Source organism: Planctomicrobium mucosum, from assembly GCF_051466335.1.
Classification (GTDB): domain Bacteria; phylum Planctomycetota; class Planctomycetia; order Planctomycetales; family Planctomycetaceae; genus Planctomicrobium.
The window spans coordinates 2,513,754-2,531,387 of record NZ_CP195793.1; the positions used below are offsets into that span (position 1 = coordinate 2,513,754).

The following is a 17,634-nucleotide window of genomic DNA, read 5'->3' on the forward strand; positions in this document are numbered from 1 at the left end:
GTGCTTCCGGTCGAGTTCATATTGCATCATCGGCTTACAGGAATCGTCTTAACGATTCGCAGGCTCCGCCCGACCCGCTGAACCCTCGAGATCGATCACTTCCACAAAGAGTGGAGCAAGGCGACCTGTAGCAGGTTCGATCGTCAATCGATGTCGACCGGCTGGAAGTTCAACGGTGTAGATGTCCCCTTCTGGTTCAATGGCATTCTCCTGCCAAAGCAATTTCAGGGTTTCGGGATTTCGAAGCTTCAATCCAATCAGACCTGGAGTGGTCACTTCCACTTCGAAGCTAATCGGTCCACCCGGACAATCGTCCATCGGCAATCCCCCATCGACCATGCTGATGAGCTGACCTTGGTCTTGCGCCATCCAACGACGGATATACCGATTCTGAGGGACTTTGTATTGTCCTTCCTTCCCAAGTGATGACAGGAACACAACCAGATCGAGAAGTTCTTCGTTGTTTAGTCGTGAGACAAGTTCCGGTGGCATCAACGAATTCGGGCTCATGATCCGTTCATCGACTTCTGCAACAGGAATGACCATCTCCTTGTTCTGTGCATCTCGAAGAACGATTTCAGTATCCCCTTCTCGCACCACGACTCCTGAAACAACTCGACCATCTTCCAATGCGATCGTGTTGGTGTGGTAGCCCTCTTTGATCTTCGCAGATGGGTTGATCAGCGAATCCAGAATGTAATCCACTGGAGAACTCGCCCCGAGCGACAGGATATCTGGACCTGCAAGACCACCTGCTCCACCGATGGAGTGGCAGCTCATGCAGAGCAGTTCCTTCCGGCGATAAATGCGCTCGCCGTTCGCAGCGTTCCCTGCAATATCAACACGGCTTAGAATTCGTTGAATTTCTTCAGGAGAGTAAACTCGTGGTTCAACGCTCATCCCGCTTGCAGATCGGATTGTTGTGGCGAGTTTCTCACCACGCTGGCCAACTGAAGTGGCCCGACGCAGTGCAGCCTGAGAAATCGACTCACTGAGCTGAACTCCATTCAATGCATTTGCGAGATGATCTGGTCCATCTCCTCGAGCGACGATATCGCCAATCACTGCATCGATTTCTGCGAGATCATCAGGTGTTGCGACTTGAATGAGGTCGACAGCGTTCTTTACAGCGACGGCTGTATCGACATTCAAAAGAACTCCGGCAGCACGACGGCGAATCGGGAATGGAAGTTCGGTATTCGCTACAATCGCTTCAAGGGCTTCGCGATTCTTCAGCTCGCTGAGGCTTCTCAACGCTGCTTCACGAGTACCGAATTCGACTGCGTTGTCGCTCACCAACGAGATGAGTGTTGGTACGTGCGCTTCCTGCTTCCAGAAACCAACCAGATAAACTGCTTGCGGAGCTGGGAGCAACGATTCCAAGGCTGACAGATCACCTGCTGGCACGACGCGACGACGGTCAGCGAGGGCAACGAGATGTCCGAGGAGTTCACCTCGTTCGGATTCATTGGCCAATGCACGATCGAAGAGTACTCGTGCTTCGTCTGGGCCAGCGAACTTTGTAATCAGCGCCAGAACTTCACCCAGTTTGTCTGCTGGGACATTGTTGGACGTGAGCAGATTCATCAGCACTGGCAATGAAGCAGGGCTGTCGACAGCACGCAAAGCGAAGAGGAGCTCTGGAAGGTTTCCTGAGAATTCCGCAGTTCCGTTGGCAACCTGCGGCCCCCATTGTGGCTCGAGAGTCCGGATGGTTGACCAAAGGGCGAAGTCCAGGAAGCCGTCCATCGGTTGATTCAGAACCTGCAGTGCCAGTACAGCCGATTGCGGACTCGGAATGACCCGCAAAGCATTCACTGCTTCGAGGCGAACCTGTGGATGAGCGTCTTTGACGGCTTCTGCCAACAACGGAAGAACATCGAAGTCAGCTGGCAGACCGTAGTTTTCCTGAGTCCCCTGCGAGAGAACACGGATGGAAGCCGCTCGGACATGGTGGTCCGCAGACTTCAGCCCACTCAGAAGGAAATCAGTTGGAACCTGAGCAATCGCTTGGTATGTCCAGAGTGCTTCAAGTCGACGCTGTTCATACAATGGATCTTGGGTATCCAATGCGCCGAACCAATTCTGCACGGCAGCAGACACTTCCGCGTGATCTTTAAAGCGGAGGTGAACACGAGCGAGATGCCGAACAGTTTGCTCTGGATGCTCAAACAGTTTGACGAGGTTTTCAACCGACTCATCTGCGATCGCTGGACGAGGAGCAAGTGACTGACCAGTTTGCGTGACTCGCCAGATGCGACCGTGCCGATCGTCTCGGCGAGGATCGCGGAAGTCGACTTCCCCGTGGTTAATAATTGGGTTGTACCAGTCAGCGATATAGAGCGCTCCATCGGGACCGATCTTCTGATCGATCGGGCGAAACGCACTGTCGCTGGAGGTCAAAATGTCTTCAGTCTGGCGGGAAATATAGCCCGAGCCTTCTTCCGACAGCTTAAACCGAACAACGCGGTTTCCGCGGAAATCTGCAGTCACCAGCGATCCCTGGTATTCCTGTGAGAAGTGGTTTCCAGTGATGATTTCCAGACCGCACATCTTTGGCTGTCCGGGATTCATTCCTTCGAGAATGCGGTTGAAACCAACCGCTGTCAGATAGGCAGCTCCCGGGAAGATGTAGTTAATCCCGTGTCCGCCTGCTCCGTCAGTCGCGAAGCTCTGTCCCCAGTTATCGAAGACGTAACCCCAAGGATTGACCAGACCGAACGCCACTGTGTTGGCGCGTGCGGTTTCTGGACGATATCGCCAGAACCCTGACCCCATCATCTTCTCGACACCGTAAGGTGTTTCGACATGACTATGGATGTAGATCGACTGGTTGAATGACAACAACGCATCGGGAGTCCAGCGGAACGTGTGAAGAATGTGGTGAGTATCTTCTGTTCCGAACCCGGACAAAATCACACGACGCTCATCGGCAACACCGTCACCATCGTTGTCGATAAGGTGCAGCAACTCGGTGGAATTCGCAACGTAGGCACCGCCACGCTCATCCGGCAGAACAGCGGTTGGGATCAGCAATCCGCCTGCGAATACAGTCTTCTTGTCAGCGACGTTGTCGCCGTCGGTGTCTTCAAGAACGATGATTTCGTCGGTTGGCTGAGCTCCCGGGCGAATCTGTGGATAGATCGGGCTGGAAGCAACCCACAACCGCCCGCGACTGTCAAAGTTGATCGCGATGGGATTCATCACCATTGGCTCAGAAGCGAATGGTGTGACTTCGAGTCCCGGGGCAACCTTGAACGATTCTTTCTGCTCTTGAGCAGTTTTAGGAGTGAAGGTGAGGTCCTTCGGGGGCAGCGGAGCCATCTTGGGGATCGGTTTCCCCTGAACGTAATCCGCAATACGAGCTTCTGCTTCTGCAATCAGCGGCTCAAATGCTGCGATGTCCTTCGCATTCTGGCCTTGTTCGTGCTTACGGAAGCCGCGGATGTAGGTTTCGTTCTGCGGACGGTACTGGTGGAAGTACAGGTCGTTCTTGACTCGGATCAGTTCGAGCAGCTCTGCATTTGTGCTTTCACGGCTGAATCCGCTCACGCCAATTGCGTTGAGAGTCGCTTCAGCGGCGGCAGCATAACCGGCGGAATTGTAGCGAATCGAGTCCAACGTGAGTCGATCAGCGTTTTCTGAATTCAGCTCTGCTTGAAGTGGAGTCAGAATATCGATGAATTCCAGCTTCTCATCAGCAGCCAGTTGCTTGAGAATTGCCGAAATCGCTTGCCGATTCGCGTTGGTTTCCGCAGGATCTCGCACAGGAGCGGGCAACTTTTCAGCTGCCGGCGGTGAGACGAGCGTAATGCGATCGGTCAGTTTTTTGACGTCTGAAATCAATCGCTTCATCTGGTCGGTGAAAGCAGGAAAACCTGCTTCGCCAGCGTAAGCTGATGTTTCACCGTATTCGATGAAGACCACCGTCGGCTTCAATCGAGTCAATTCTTCGATGAGGCGAGGATATCCCTCAGCCGCTCCGTTGAAGTAGCCGCGAGCAACAGCAGTTGGATCGTCACCCGCCCAACCTAAATTTCGGAAGGTGATGCGTCGATCTGGCCAACGGCTCGTCAGAGCAGCTTCAACAAAGTTGTGTTTGATCGACTGTTCGGTGAATTCCGATCCAATCCAGACGACTCGGTCACCATCCTGCAATTCCAGCGGTTGTTGAGCATCTGCCGCTGAAACGATCCAAAGCAGGCTTCCGAGAAGTACTGCCGCTAGACGTAACCGATGTGTGATGGATGAATGGAATTGTGGAAGGAGAGGTGTGTGGAGATTCAAGTTGAATTCACTCTCTTGGGGGCAAAATTCGATCAAAACCGTTAGAAATGTCTATGAAGCAATTGCAAGCATGACATTTTGCAAAGGCAGACAATTCATAAGGGGCACTTTATGCCGTACTGTCGGCGAACGTCAACGATAACTGACGGGGCAATTCATTCTGACAAGCAGATTGAACCGAATTGGGAGAGTCGCCAGAATCTCCTCGTCCCTTGGCGAACCTGAAGACGGTATTGTTCGTCGTGACAAGTCAGTCTGTCTTGATATCAGTGAAATCGTTTCCTTTCGTGAAAGAGATTTGAAATGCGCGTGCTTTCCGGAATTCAACCCACTGGGCGTTTCCATTTGGGGAACTATTTCGGCGCGATCAAGCAGTACATTGAATTGCAGAATAATGACCAGGCATTCTATTTCATCGCGGACTTCCACGCGCTGACAACGGTCCGAGATCCGGCTGAGCTGAAAGACCACACAAAAAACGCTGCGCTCGATCTTCTGGCTCTGGGACTAGATCCAGCCAAAGCATCACTCTTTCGCCAGTCGGACGTACCGGAAGTGACCCAGCTGACATGGTTGCTGATGACGGTCTGCCAGATGAGTCTTCTGGAAAAATGTCATGCCTACAAAGACAAGATCGCCAAAGGGCTCGCTGCCGACGCGGGGCTCTTTACCTATCCGGTACTGATGGCTGCTGACATTCTCGCCTACGACAGCGACGTTGTTCCGGTTGGACTGGATCAGGTGCAGCACATCGAAGTGACTCGCGATCTCGCCACCCGATTCAATCATATCTACAATTCCGAAGTGTTCGTCCTGCCTGAAGCACGTGTGATCGCTGACACCTCGAAGGTCCCCGGGACGGATGGCGAAAAAATGTCGAAGAGCTATGGGAATACCATTGGAATCTTCGAATCTTCCAAGCAGATGCGTAAGAAGTTCATGTCGATCAAGACGGATTCCATTCCAATGGAAGATCCGAAAGATCCAGAGAACGATTCGGTATTCGCTCTGTACAAGCTGTTTGCCGACGGGGATGAACAGGCAGCCCTGGCAGCACGCTATCGTGCGGGGGGAATGGGGTATGGGGACGCGAAGCAAACGCTCTACGACAAAGTGATGGAATATTTCAGCGTTGCTCGTGATCGACGTGCAGAGTTGGAAGCCCGCCCGGATGATGTCGAAGACATACTGCGGGCCGGAGCGGAAGCGGCTCGAAAGAAGGCGCAGGAAGTTTTGGACAGAGCGCGCACAGCATGTGGTTTGGGGAGCTAATAACAAGCTCAGCGAGCATTGGAGTGCAACGAGCGTTGTCGTTGCACTGCCTTTACAATCTTCTCGATTGCAGAATCTATTTCAGACTCTGTGTTCTGCGTGCTAACACTAAATCGAACGGATGACTGGGTCACTTCTGCCGGGCACCCCATTGCCATGAGAATCGGTGACGGTTCGGTCGATCCGCTGGCACACGCGCTCCCCAACGAACAGCAGACATTCGCGAGGTCCAGTGCAACGAGAAGCGCATCGGCATCACAGCCGGGAAATGCGATGTGAAGTGTATTGGGAAGTCGGAATTCTTGGTTGCCGTTAATCACAATTGGGCTGCAATTTGCGGTGAGTCCTTCTTGAAGCCGGTCTCGTAGGCGAGCCAACTTGAGTTGACGTTCAGCGCGTTCCCGCGCCCATTTTGAGAGCGCAAAACTCATCCCGGCTGCCAGCATGACTGGCTCAGTTCCCGGTCTGTGGCTCTGTTCCTGAAACCCCCCAACCATCATCGGGGAGAGATTCGTTCCCGTGCGGACGAGTAGTATTCCCACACCGCGAGGTCCATGAAATTTATGAGCAGCAGCACTCAGTGTTGTCGCTTGAAGTGCGGAAAAGTCGACTTCTATTTTCCCGACAGCCTGAACAGCATCAATATGAAAAGGAATTTGCGATTCCTGGCATTTTTGAGCGAGGAGTTTCAGGTCCTGAATGACCCCTGTCTCATTGTGAGCGAGGAGCGCCGTCGCCAGTCCAACCTCTTCGAATGATTGCCGACGCAATGCTTCCTGATCAATTCTTCCGTCCGCATGAATGGCGACTTGTGCCCGACTCCATCCCCGTTTGACGAGAATTTTGGCGGGTTCTTCGATAGCAGGATGTTCTCCTGCTGGAAGCAAGATTGTCGATGTACGACCGTAGCTGAGTCCAAAGATAGCGAGATTATTCGACTCGGTTCCGCCCGAGGTAAATACGACCTCTTTCGGTTGGGCACACAGGATGGAAGCGATGGACTCGCGAGCGTCTTCCAGGACCTGCCTCGCACGTCGGCCAGCGAGATGGCGGCTGCCGGGATTCCCCCCTGCCCGCAGCGCAACGCGATTCATCTCATCCAGTACCTCTGGATCAAGCATGGTTGTCGCGTTGTTGTCGAGGTAGATCATGGGAGTCGCATCAGTTTACAGGACTTCACTACGGAAGCGAACGTGATCGAGTCGTATCGACCGTTTCAAGTTTGACTTCGGGTGAGGGGGAAAAAGCAACAGGCTGCCGGTTATCAAGTCGGCAGCCTGTTGAGTTCAATTTTTACGTCGATCCGGGCGAGGAGTTATTCGCCGGTCGCTCCCTGCCAATCCTTGGATTGGAATGGGGATGCCGGGAGTCCAGCAGTGTTCATCAGATTCGGATCACACGCACGGTGCCATCCAAACTGAACTTGGGTCGGATCGCTCACTTCGCTTGATGAAACGATCACTTTGTGCCCATCAATTTCCGCGACGGCATCAAAGAATTTTCCGTCTTCGCCAGCGATCTTGAACTCATTGAGTGGCTTCCCGTCTCGTGATTTCAGCCCCTCAGCGGTGTGTGCAAATTCGATAATGGCTTTGTTACCGTCGAAGGTCACAGATTTGAAGAGTGGTCCAGAATAGACGATCCCCTCTTTACCGTAGGTCTTGGTCAACGCCCAGCGTGCGAGGCGGTTACCGACCTCGTACTTATTCTTCGGGTGAATGTCTGAAAGATCACCGATGTCGGTTGTCACTGCCATCCCCGTGCCAGGAATGGAGAGTGATTTGACCTGTGCTTCCCAGAGTCGGGGGAGGTCATCCCCTTCGTAGGCACCATCAAGAGGCGCGATCTGGACGAAGTAGAACGGAAGTTCATTGTTCCAGGCTTTTCGCCAGCCAGAGATAAGGTCGACCTTCTTGTCGAAGTAGGCAAGACCATTCTTCTGCATTGCATTGGTCTCACCCTGATACCAGATCACACCCTTGATCGGGAACTTGGTGACAGGTGCAATCATCGCATTGTACATGCCCCCTGCTTTACCATCTTTAATTGTCCAAGGCTCAATCGGCGAGCCGCCCCAAGAACTGTTGATCAGTCCAATGGGGATGTCCAGATCCTTGTTGAGCCGAGCACCAAAGTGGTAAAGGACAGCTGAGAAGTGCAGCGCATGCTCTGGAGTGCAGGTCATCCATTTTGCGTTCACATCTTCGTTGGGTTCTTGTGATTCCACTTTGGGAATCTGGAACAGGCGAACGTTCGGGTGATTTGCACCGGCCGCTGTTTTTTCGGGCTCTCCAGAAATGGCGATGGTCCATTCCATGTTGGATTGTCCAGAACCGAGCCAGACGTCCCCGACGAGCACATCCTCCAGCGTGATTGTGTTTTTCCCCTTCACAACCAATGAATTGGGGGATTTTTCAGCGCCCATCGCTGGAAGTTCGACCTCCCATTTGCCATCAGCATTCGCCGTCGTTGTCGCGGACTTTCCGCGGAACGACACGGTCACTTCTTCTCCAGCATCTGCCCAACCCCAAACTGCAACTGGCTGATCACGTTGCAGGACCATGTGACTGTCGAGCACCGCTGGAAGTTTGACATCAGCCTGCAGATCTTCGCTGGCGATGCCGAGCATCACAGCGGGAAGAAGCAGCATTCGAGAAAGCAATTTGGACATGAAAGAACGCTTTCCATTTGAAATGACAAGGGAATTCGCTGATGTTCAGCGAGACCGACACGGTCACTCTTACTCAGGGACGCAGGCACACGTAATCTGACGAATTATCTCTGTTTCGCCGCTGCAGATGACTGCACAAACTCAATCACGAAACGAATGGCCTGACGCATCTGCTCTCGGTCAACGTCATGGACGTTAATCGGAGATCCGATCGCCGTAAGCATTGTGAGTGTCAGGCGACCACCCAAATGCTGGCGAAACTCTTCCAGGCCATCGAAAAGTAGTTTGGTTTCATTGAGCAATGGGTGGTACAGGTTCAGTCCCAGAGCTTCGAGGCACCTCAACACGCGGATCGCGTCCTGTTGAGGGAGGCCATGCACCAACGATGAATAGACGGTGTCGATCGCAACGCCGATTGCGACCGCTTCCCCATGACGCAGTTCGAAATTCGTCATGGGCTCAAGTTTATGAGCCGACCAGTGCCCGTAATCAAGTGGGCGTGCTTCGAGTGCCTCAAAAGGATCTCCCCCTTGAGTGATATGTTGCAGGTGCAGTTGTGCCGAGCGGTAAAGCACCGGTCGAACTGCGTTCATATCGCGGGAACGAATGGCTGGGGCAAGCTTCTCGATCCGTGTGAACTCGTTGGGATCCTTGAGCAGCGAGACTTTGACAGACTCTGAAAAACCGCAAACAAAATCGCGGTCCGGCAACGATGACAGCAATTCCTCATCGTTAATCACTGCCCAGGGAACCGCGAACGTGCCGATCCAGTTCTTTTTCGCAAACAGGTTCACACTGTTTTTGACGCCGACGCCGGAGTCACCCTGTGCGAGTGTCGTGGTCGGAATCCGGATCAACCGAATTCCGCGGTGAGCGATCGCAGCGGCGAATCCAACGGCATCCAGTACGGCTCCCCCACCGATGACGAGGACATAGCTTCGGCGATCGAGATCCGCTGTGTTCATGCATTTGAGCATGCGTTCCACAATATGGATGTCGTTCTTAACCGCTTCCCCACCGGGACAGATTTGGATATTTCCGACGAGCTGCACCTGATCGCGATGCGAGTTCAGGCAGGTGCGAATCCGACTGGTCAATTGCGGCTGCGCGACTGCGATCTGTTCGTCCAGCCAGACCTGTACTCGCGGAACGTTCTCTCCATTTGTCTCAAAGAGCTTGAGAAGAACATCCTGATCCTTTCCAAAGACATCGCGAGTCAATCGCAAGCGATGTCGAAATGGAACTGAGAATTCGATGTCGGAGGTGATGTTCTCGAAATCGTTCATGCAATCGTGGTCGGGCAGGTGGGAGACGTTGGCATGGCGTGGGGCATGACTCATCGAAAATGCGAGGATGCGGTCCACTGAAGTTCACCGAGGAGAGAGTTCGGGTTGGCTCTCCCTGAGGCCTGAAGGAAGCGGCATTGTGCGCTTCAGTCAATCGACAGGAAGCCTGAAATCTCTCTCTGCAGTGTCTAGATTGATGAACTCTGATGCAAGTGAGTCGAAGGAAATCGGAGCAAGTTTTCAGCAGCGTCTGTCTCGATCGTTGAATTTAACTTTGCGCATAATCATCCCGGTTTGATCTCTTCCTGCCCGTCGTGTTGAAGATCACCGCAAATCCGAACGGATCCGGTCCCCGTTCCTGTTTCAGATCTTGATTTTGAATTCGTGTGCGAATCCAGGCTGGAAGACTGGCGGATCTGGAGGAGAATTGTCGACAGTCAGAACTCGCCCCGTTAGACTGGAGTCTGAGAAATTCCTGTTTTCAATCTTGTTTCAGGCTGCGCTCATGGCGGGTTATCGTACGTTCGATTCTCGTTTGGAATCTTTGGTCGTGGAGATGCGGACTGAATGGTCTGTACCACAACAGAATTATTCTTCGGCGAAACAAAACGAGATTGCGCACTATCTGCATTCACAACCGAGAATTGCCAGTAAGATCGAATACGTCCGGACTCACACCGGGTTTATTCGTGTGATTACTGTCGAGGAACCGGACATTCAACAGTTCGATCAACAGAAGCCTGCTGTTGCAGGCGTCCACTAAAATAATATGAATCTGTACCGGTATTTCGCTGTCTGTTTGCTCGCTTCCTGGATCTGTTTGGGGCAACTTTCTTTTGCCGTTCTCGCAGAAGAGCTGAATTGCAATTCGTTGCCGGTCGGATTTCAGCTCCGGGATTATGTCGACTCTGAAGGAAGTGCGCATCGCTATGCGGTGTTCACTCCAAAGCAATATCAACCCGATCAAAAATGGCCTGTCGTGCTGTTTTTACATGGAGCCGGGGAAAAGGGAACCGACGGGAAAATTCCGCTATATGGAATGTTGACCGCTGCTCTTGAAAAGAATCCCGAACTCCCGTTTATTGCGGTCTTCCCTCAGTGTGAAGATGTGAGTAGTCGCGCCTTGACGGGATGGCTCGCTGGGAGTCGAGATGGTGAGCGATCTATTCAGATTCTCGACGAAGTGATGAAGGACTTCTCGATTGACCCCAAGAGGCAGATTCTTGCCGGCTGGTCGATGGGAGGGTATGGAGCCTGGAGTTTAGGGGCCGCCCACGCCGATCGTTGGTCTGCAGTGTTGGTTCTCGCCGGAGGGGCTGTTGATGATGATCTCGATGTTCAGCAACTCGCCCGCCAGAAAACACCGGTCTGGGCGATCAGCGGCGAAATCGATCCGTTGGTCCCTTTTCAGCGATCTGAGCGAATTGTGGAGAAACTCAAAGCTGCTGCAGGAAACGGGACATTCACGAAGTTGCCCAAAGTGGGACATGATGTCTGCCGTAACGTGTTTGCTTCTCCCCAGACATTTCAATGGATGCTCGATCCGGCCTCGATCGACCCTGCCGGGATCGACCTCCTGTCTGTCGCCCCGCTCCCTTCACGCTCGCGATTCTATTCAGAATGCCTTGTGGAAACTCAGGTCATTCCGAATGCTCTGTCGATTCGCGTGGGGAATGGAACACTCCGCCAGCTCGCCAGCGATCTCCCTGAGCTGCTGAAGGAAACTCCATTGCGAGGCAGCCTTCCGGACATTGCCCGAGTCGTCGGAACGGGCGAAGAGCGGATGGACGTCCTTCTCTCCAACGTCGGGTATGACTGTCAGCTATCTCAGATCTCTCTGGAAGGAATTTCTGGGGGGCGACTCGGGCTTCGTGTATTTATGAAGCCGTTCGAAATCGTGATCGGGAACGCATCTCTGAAGTCAAAGAAGCACTCGATTCAGACGGACGAAATTCGCATTCGGATCGGAATTCATCAGCCCGCTGAACTGCGACTGGAAGTTCAACCTGTCATGGAAGCTGGCCGGTTAAGACTGCGACTTCTCAGGAAGTCTTTCCACTTTACAGATGGAAACTGGTACATCGTTCCACCGGAAAAGGTTGATGCCAAGAGCGATGAGTTTACCCCGGACCAACTTGTCACCGGGATTCTCGGGACTTTGTATGAGAATCGTGATGAGTTGGTTGGACAGGTGCTGAGTGCAGTTCCTGATCTTATTCGAAGTAATGAGGACAAAATTCAGTCCATCGACGCACCGGAATTGGCGAAACTGCTCTCTCCCCTGCCCGTACTCGTTCCTGAATTGGCTGTTGCTCCCTCTCAGGTCCGGGTCGATTCTCAAGGGATTTCACTGCTGTGTAATTTGAATGTGAGTGTCCGTGGGCCGGTGCAGCAAGTCCCATCTGGATACGAACTCGATTTGAAAAAGCACTCCAATCTCGATGAGCTGGCAGCCTCGGTTTCATTGGACGCAGTTACGACGGTGTCCCAGCTGAACATCAATCAGAATTTTGCTCAGGTCAATGTGCTGGATATCTCCGATGAGAACTTCGCGAATTTCGCAAATCCAGCCGTGATGAACCAGATCTTTCCGGAGATGAACGCATCCGAAAATGAGCATCTGGAATCAATCCTCAGGCTGCTGAGCCCAATGGTCATTTCAAAATCTGCAGCGGCAGAAGCAAATGGAGATTTGGGCGTTGAACTTCACTCGCCAGCGATTGCCATTGATGTCTACAGACGGCCTGAACCAACCGCAGAGGCCATCCCCTATGGACGGATTCTCTTCACTCTGAAACAACCGCTGACGTTGCAGCTTCCCGAGGATCGAAACGCTCCTGATGCGAAAGCGAAGTTGGTCTGGAATCCCGAATCGCACGTCCAGTTTTTAAAGGGGACGACGATTGAGGGAAATGCCGACATTCAGGTTGACGGTGGATTGTTTGAAACAACGTTTTCAACGGCTTGGGCGAAGTGGGGAGCCGAATTTGGCACGAGCGAATTCCCTCTCCAGCTACAAGAATTAGGGAAATCGGAATTGCGATTGGAATCGATTCAGATCTCGGATCGAGAATTAAGCATTCAAGGGAAGGCTCAGCTCATTCCGCTACCTGTCGCTGTCCCTGATGAAGAGTAGCCTCCAAAGTAAAGCGAACGACCAGCCTGCGATTCAGGCTGGTTCAGATGGAGAAACAACAACGATTTCACCATACTGGGGAATCAGTTGAAACCACTCTGCAACAGGCAGATTGCGAAGCGTTCCCAGCAGCGACGCGATCGGTCCTCCGTGGCAGACTGCTAGAACACAGCCTGTTTCAGGTAGTTCCGAATACCACTCGAGAACACGGTCCCTCAGTCCGAAAGTGGTTTCCCCTTGTGGTGGACCCCACGTCGCTGGTTGCTCGATCGCACCGAGCATCGCATCTCCAGAGGTTTTGTAGATCGTGTCCCAGGTTAACCCTTCCCAGTCGCCGTAATTCTTCTCCTGCAGGCGTCTGTCGGTGATCGCTGGAAGTCCGAGACGATTCTGAAGTACTTCCGCGAGCAGGCGGCATCGAGTTAGCCCGCTCTCATAGAGATGTGTCGGCCGGTAAATTGCGACGATTCGATCCACGACTTCAGGGATGGCACGGTAGCCTGCTTCACTGAGCGGGACGTCCGTTTGGCCATAGCAAATGCCGCGCACGGAATCACACACCGCAGTATGTCTGACAAGGACGACTTGCCGGCTCATGAGGGATACCCAGCCGTCAGGCACAGTAAGAACAGGCATTGCGCCAGATAGACTCCGGCTCCCAGGCAGTCCCCCGTAACCCCGCCGATACGCTTATTGATGTACCAATTCCAGACGAGAGTTCCCGCAATGACAACCACGAATCCCCATAAGCTCTGTAATGGAAAGATCCAGAGTGATCCCAGACAGGCAACGAACGTCAGCAACGTTCCATAGCCGAATTCTGCGATGCTGAGGTGATTCCCAATATCCTTCGAAAGTCCGTCGCGTTGGTCGAGCGGTGGGGTCAGATAGGTGATGAGATGGGTCGACCAGCGTCCGATGGCTGCTGAACCGACAAGTGCAGCGAACAGGCCGAAGCTGGTGACATGCGTCGACAGTGTGATCAGGCAACTCAATCGAGTGAGCACCGCTAAAAGAAGTCCAAGAGTCCCGTAACTCCCGATGCGACTGTCTTTCATAATGCGGAGGACATCCTCTTTCGTCCACCCTCCTCCAAATGCATCGCATGAGTCGGCGACGGCATCTTCGTGAAAAGCGCCGGTGAGAAAAGCCTCAGCAATGAGCCCGAGTGTCACCGCTGTGAACGCTGACCAGAAATACAGGGATGTCTGAATGACACATCCGGTAAAGTAGCCGATGAGAGCACCGACGACTGGAAAGTACAGCACCGCCAGACGCATCAGAGATTTGTCAGGATCGGGAGTGTTCATCCCCCCAGGAACAGGAACCCGAGTGAGGAATTGAATCGCGGTGATGAAGGCCTGCATGTGTCGATCAAGGTTCACGATTGCTCACTCCAGCTTGTTGAAGTGTCGCCATGCGACTCATCATGACTGCTGCGATATCGAGAAGCGGCATCACAGTCAATGCGCCTGTCCCTTCTCCCAGTCGCAGTTCCCAGTTGTTCAGCACTGGTTCAAGATGCAGGTGCTTCAGGGCAACTGCATGGCCCGGTTCGGCAGATTGATGTGCCGCGATCATCTGCTTGGAAGTTCCCGGCCAGAGATGTTCAGCAATCAAGGCAGCTGATGTCGCGATGAAGCCATCCAATACGATCGTCATTCCACGATCACAGGCTCGGCGATAAAAGCCGGCCATGGCAGCGATCTCCAACCCGCAGACAGAACTGATTGCCTCTTCCGGATTTGATTGAAGCAGATGATTGGCACGTGCCACTGCATCTCGAACGACCTGCTGCTTGGTTTGCACCATCGCTTCATCGGCTCCAGCCCCCCGACCGACGACAACCTCCGATGGCGCACCCGTTAGCAGAGCGGTCAGGCAACTGGCAGGCGTGGTGTTACCGATTCCCATCTCTCCAGATGCGACAACAATCATGCCGTCGTTCGCTGCCTCGTCCGCCTGTTGAGCACCGACGTCCAAAGCCTGCCGAAACTCTTCAGTGGTCAAAGCGGGAGTCAGTGCAAGATTCCTGGTTCCAGCCCGTACCTTGAAGCAGCGGTATTTCGGCTGCTCCGGTAGAGGGTCGCTGAGGCTGCCGACGTCGATCAGCCGCAAGTCAGTCGATGTTGATTCAGCAAACAGACTACTTGCAGCGACACCAGCGACGATCGATTGGATCATCATTCCTGTGACCGCGCTTGGCCAGGGAGTGACCCCTGCTTCGACGACACCGTGGTCACCTGCAAACAATACGATTCTTCGGGGAGTGGTGCGAGGAGAGAGTGTCTGCTGCTGGAATGAAAGTTGAGCTGCCAGTGATTCAATCCGGCCGAGGCTGCCAGGAGGTTTGGCGAGCGAATCGATATAGTGGCGAATCTTCTGTTCTGACAGCACGGAACAACCTCCGGATAACAAAAGAGCACAAAACCCGAATGAGCTGGCAGGTCAATGACCGCGTTCCACTCTCATTCAGGTTTCGTGCTCAGTCTAATGTCGAATGTGACAGTCGCTCAATTATGAGCGAGCATCTTCAGCGGTCAGCGATGTCTCAGTTGACCCGGCAATCGCCCGCTGAATGAGTGCATATGTTCCGAAGAGTGCTGTCGCGAAGCAGGCGTCTCCGAGAAGCGTGTTCTGGAAGAATGGAATTGCCGCTGCAAAGCATGTTGTCAGGCCGGAGAGCGTCAATGGATAGTAGCTGTACCAGTGAGCCAGGTTCGTCAGAACGAAGAACTGAACGGCGCCGAGGAAGGTGAGAGCAGCCATATTGACGACATTGCGCCGCCCATGTAACCAACGTCCCAGTGCGACATTCACCAGAAAACTGGTGTAAATGACTGGAAACAGCGGTGAGGATGGAAGGAACTGATCGCTGATGAACATTGCCAGCAGCGGAATTCCGAATGCCAGCCATCGATTCGCAAGGCACGCCCCGCCAAACAGGGCAACAGCACCGATCGGTGAGAAGTTCGGTGGATGTGGGATGACGCGGCACAGTGCTGCTGCCACAACCATGACCGAAATAACTGCAATTTGATTCAGGCTGTTTGGTTTCATGACGTTGACTTTTAACAATCCAGAGAGAGAGTTTTACGGAATCTGGCGGTTGAACGACGGTGTTGCATGATGGGAAATTTCAGTAACAACACATCCGAGGTAACAGCCGACGCTAGCACTCTGGTCCATCCGGGAAGAGTTGCGAAACACTGGTACGGTCGTGAATCGATTGAATTGCCTCGGCGAATAGCCGAGCGACTGACACAACGGAAATGTTGTGTGGCAACGGATCATTTTGCGGTTCGATCGTATCCGTCATAAACAGTTGTTTGATCTGACTCGCAGCGATTTTCGGGGCAACACCCTTAGAGAGTGCCCCGTGGGAAACAGCAGCGTAGATATCGTTTGCGCCGCGCGACTTCAGCACGTCCGCCATCGCGATCAGAGTACCGCCGGAGATGGTAAAGTCGTCGACGATGAGGACGTTCTTGTTTCGGACGTCCCCGATCAACTCGAGCACATGTGCTTGTTCAGTATGGTCGCGTCGAACCTTGTTTCCGATCACAACCGGAACGCCGAGGTAATTGGCGTAAGCAGAGGCGCTCTTCGCAAAACCGACGTCAGGGCTGCAGACGACCAGATTGGGAATATTGAGAGTGCTAATGTGATCGCAAAGGACGTACCTGGCAAACAGGTGATCGACCGGAACGTGGAAGAAGCCTTGAATTTGCGGCGTGTGCAAATCCATCATCAGGCAACGGTCCGCACCAGCGGCTTCAATGGCATCAGCACAGACACGGGCGCGAATTGAAACGCGTGGCTCGTCCTTCTTGTCCCCTTTCGCGTAGCTGAAGAATGGGACAACAGCGGTCACTTGAGCTGCACTGGCCCGCTTCAACGCATCGATCCAGAACATCAACTCCATGAAGTTATCATTCACAGGATGGTGCGTTCCTTGAATGATGAAGCAATCGCGACCGCGAACGTTCTCCAGAATTCGAACGAACACGTTTCCTTCGCTGAAATAATGCGCTTCGCACGGAGTCAGGCGGACACCAAGTTCATCGGCGATTCGCTGAGATAGCAACTTGTTCGCTGATCCCGCCAGCAGAGCCAATTCTCCCTGAGGAGGTTGAAATGCGTGCGGTCGAGGACCGTGATTTGGGCGATGCTGCATTCGAAAACGCTTTATGTGTAACCGGTTGAATCGCGAGAAATGTCGATCTGGTCGAGAGGTTCGACAGTCGCATCATACTAGGACTGGGAATCAAGACAAGCCGCGAGGCTTTGTCTGATCAGAATGAGAAAAACGAATTCTTTTCACCTAAAAATGTGAATTCATTGAGAATTTGATCAACAAACGCTGTTCGGGGCAATCAGCTCGGGAATCGCCAAAATGCAGCCGCCGAGGGGGAAATGTCAAAGTTTTCCATCTGTACTGAAGTAAAAAGCGGTTTCCTCAGAACGACTGGCAAATCGAATGCACGCGTTGGGAAGGAATTACCGAATGATCTTCTGACTCCAAAAACAGGGGATTCTACATGAAATACAATTTTGCCTTCGCCTGCCTGGTTTGTGCAATTTCTCTGGCCGCCGCCGCAAGCGAGGTTTACTCTGGAGGAAAGCCACCCCAAGGGAGCTGGTCTGCGACTGGAGTAAAGTCCAAAGTTGGGTTGGCAGTCCCTTACGACGATCAGACGAAAGCCCTGATTTGCACGAATCGCTCTGTCCCTCCGAACTGGGTAATCGTTGGGATCCGGCACTGCGTGAACTGCAACGGGCTGGGCAGAAATGCCTGGATCATCCAGCGCCTGCCGAATTACCCAGGAGCTGACTTGATTATCTGCAGTTGCCAGCCTGTTCCACCGGGGTGGGCAGTCGTTGAAGAAATGAAATCGCATTATTGCGGTCCGGGAATGTGGGGCGTTCGGATTCGCAAAATTTAGAGCCAGTTTCTGGAGGGACTGCGGTTTCAATAACGA

13 protein-coding genes are annotated in these 17,634 nt (G+C 53.1%); 4 read left to right on the top strand and 9 right to left on the bottom strand.

Going from position 1 to position 17,634, the window contains the following annotated elements; genetic code table 11:
- Positions 1-48: 48 nt before the first annotated feature.
- Complete coding sequence (locus SH668x_RS10150; protein WP_437184941.1) at positions 49-4,287, bottom strand: PVC-type heme-binding CxxCH protein; 4,239 nt, start codon at positions 4,285-4,287, stop codon at positions 49-51.
- A gap of 303 nt (positions 4,288-4,590) precedes the next feature.
- Here SH668x_RS10150 and trpS point away from each other — a divergent pair, with 303 nt between their 5' ends.
- Entirely contained in the window at positions 4,591-5,559 is a 969-nt protein-coding gene (gene trpS, locus SH668x_RS10155) for a tryptophan--tRNA ligase (RefSeq protein WP_437184942.1), read from the top strand.
- An 8-nt stretch (positions 5,560-5,567) separates the two neighbouring features.
- Here trpS and SH668x_RS10160 read toward each other — a convergent pair whose 3' ends face one another.
- The 3 genes from SH668x_RS10160 to SH668x_RS10170 all read right to left on the bottom strand — a co-directional run bounded on the left by SH668x_RS10160 (position 5,568) and on the right by SH668x_RS10170 (position 9,516).
- The gene (locus SH668x_RS10160) at positions 5,568-6,710 is read right to left on the bottom strand and encodes a cysteine desulfurase family protein (protein ID WP_437184943.1); all 1,143 of its coding nucleotides are present in this window, start codon (positions 6,708-6,710) and stop codon (positions 5,568-5,570) included.
- 164 nt (positions 6,711-6,874) lie between these two features.
- The gene (locus SH668x_RS10165; protein WP_437184944.1) at positions 6,875-8,230 is read right to left on the bottom strand and encodes a sialate O-acetylesterase; all 1,356 of its coding nucleotides are present in this window, start codon (positions 8,228-8,230) and stop codon (positions 6,875-6,877) included.
- Positions 8,231-8,334: 104 nt separating this feature from the next.
- Positions 8,335-9,516: a 3-dehydroquinate synthase gene (locus SH668x_RS10170; RefSeq protein ID WP_437188532.1), complete on the bottom strand. Its 1,182-nt coding sequence runs from the start codon at positions 9,514-9,516 to the stop codon at positions 8,335-8,337.
- A 427-nt stretch (positions 9,517-9,943) separates the two neighbouring features.
- Here SH668x_RS10170 and SH668x_RS10175 point away from each other — a divergent pair, with 427 nt between their 5' ends.
- Positions 9,944-10,279 (top strand): hypothetical protein, encoded by a 336-nt coding sequence (locus SH668x_RS10175; protein WP_437184945.1) that lies wholly within the window; start codon positions 9,944-9,946, stop codon positions 10,277-10,279.
- 6 nt (positions 10,280-10,285) lie between these two features.
- Positions 10,286-12,652, top strand: a complete 2,367-nt coding sequence (locus tag SH668x_RS10180) for an alpha/beta hydrolase-fold protein (RefSeq protein ID WP_437184946.1) — start codon at positions 10,286-10,288, stop codon at positions 12,650-12,652.
- 33 nt (positions 12,653-12,685) lie between these two features.
- Here the strand turns inward: SH668x_RS10180 and SH668x_RS10185 are convergent, their stop codons facing one another.
- The 5 genes from SH668x_RS10185 to SH668x_RS10205 all read right to left on the bottom strand — a co-directional run bounded on the left by SH668x_RS10185 (position 12,686) and on the right by SH668x_RS10205 (position 16,829).
- Positions 12,686-13,249, bottom strand: a complete 564-nt coding sequence (locus SH668x_RS10185) for a histidine phosphatase family protein (RefSeq protein WP_437184947.1) — start codon at positions 13,247-13,249, stop codon at positions 12,686-12,688.
- Positions 13,246-14,037, bottom strand: coding sequence for an adenosylcobinamide-GDP ribazoletransferase (locus SH668x_RS10190; RefSeq protein ID WP_437184948.1), 792 nt, complete (start codon positions 14,035-14,037; stop codon positions 13,246-13,248). Before SH668x_RS10190 ends, SH668x_RS10185 begins: the two co-directional genes overlap by 4 nt.
- On the bottom strand, positions 14,027-15,049 hold the full coding sequence (gene cobT, locus SH668x_RS10195; RefSeq protein WP_437184949.1) for a nicotinate-nucleotide--dimethylbenzimidazole phosphoribosyltransferase: 1,023 nt from the start codon (positions 15,047-15,049) through the stop codon (positions 14,027-14,029). The genes SH668x_RS10190 and cobT overlap by 11 nt, the downstream gene beginning before the upstream one ends.
- Before the next feature lie 120 nt (positions 15,050-15,169).
- Positions 15,170-15,712 (bottom strand): DUF6580 family putative transport protein, encoded by a 543-nt coding sequence (locus SH668x_RS10200; protein ID WP_437184950.1) that lies wholly within the window; start codon positions 15,710-15,712, stop codon positions 15,170-15,172.
- Between the two features lie 112 nt (positions 15,713-15,824).
- Positions 15,825-16,829: a ribose-phosphate diphosphokinase gene (locus SH668x_RS10205; RefSeq protein ID WP_437184951.1), complete on the bottom strand. Its 1,005-nt coding sequence runs from the start codon at positions 16,827-16,829 to the stop codon at positions 15,825-15,827.
- Between the two features lie 364 nt (positions 16,830-17,193).
- Between SH668x_RS10205 and SH668x_RS10210 the strand changes: the two genes are divergently transcribed.
- Positions 17,194-17,598, top strand: a complete 405-nt coding sequence (locus SH668x_RS10210; RefSeq protein ID WP_437184952.1) for a hypothetical protein — start codon at positions 17,194-17,196, stop codon at positions 17,596-17,598.
- The last annotated feature ends 36 nt before the right edge of the window (positions 17,599-17,634 follow it).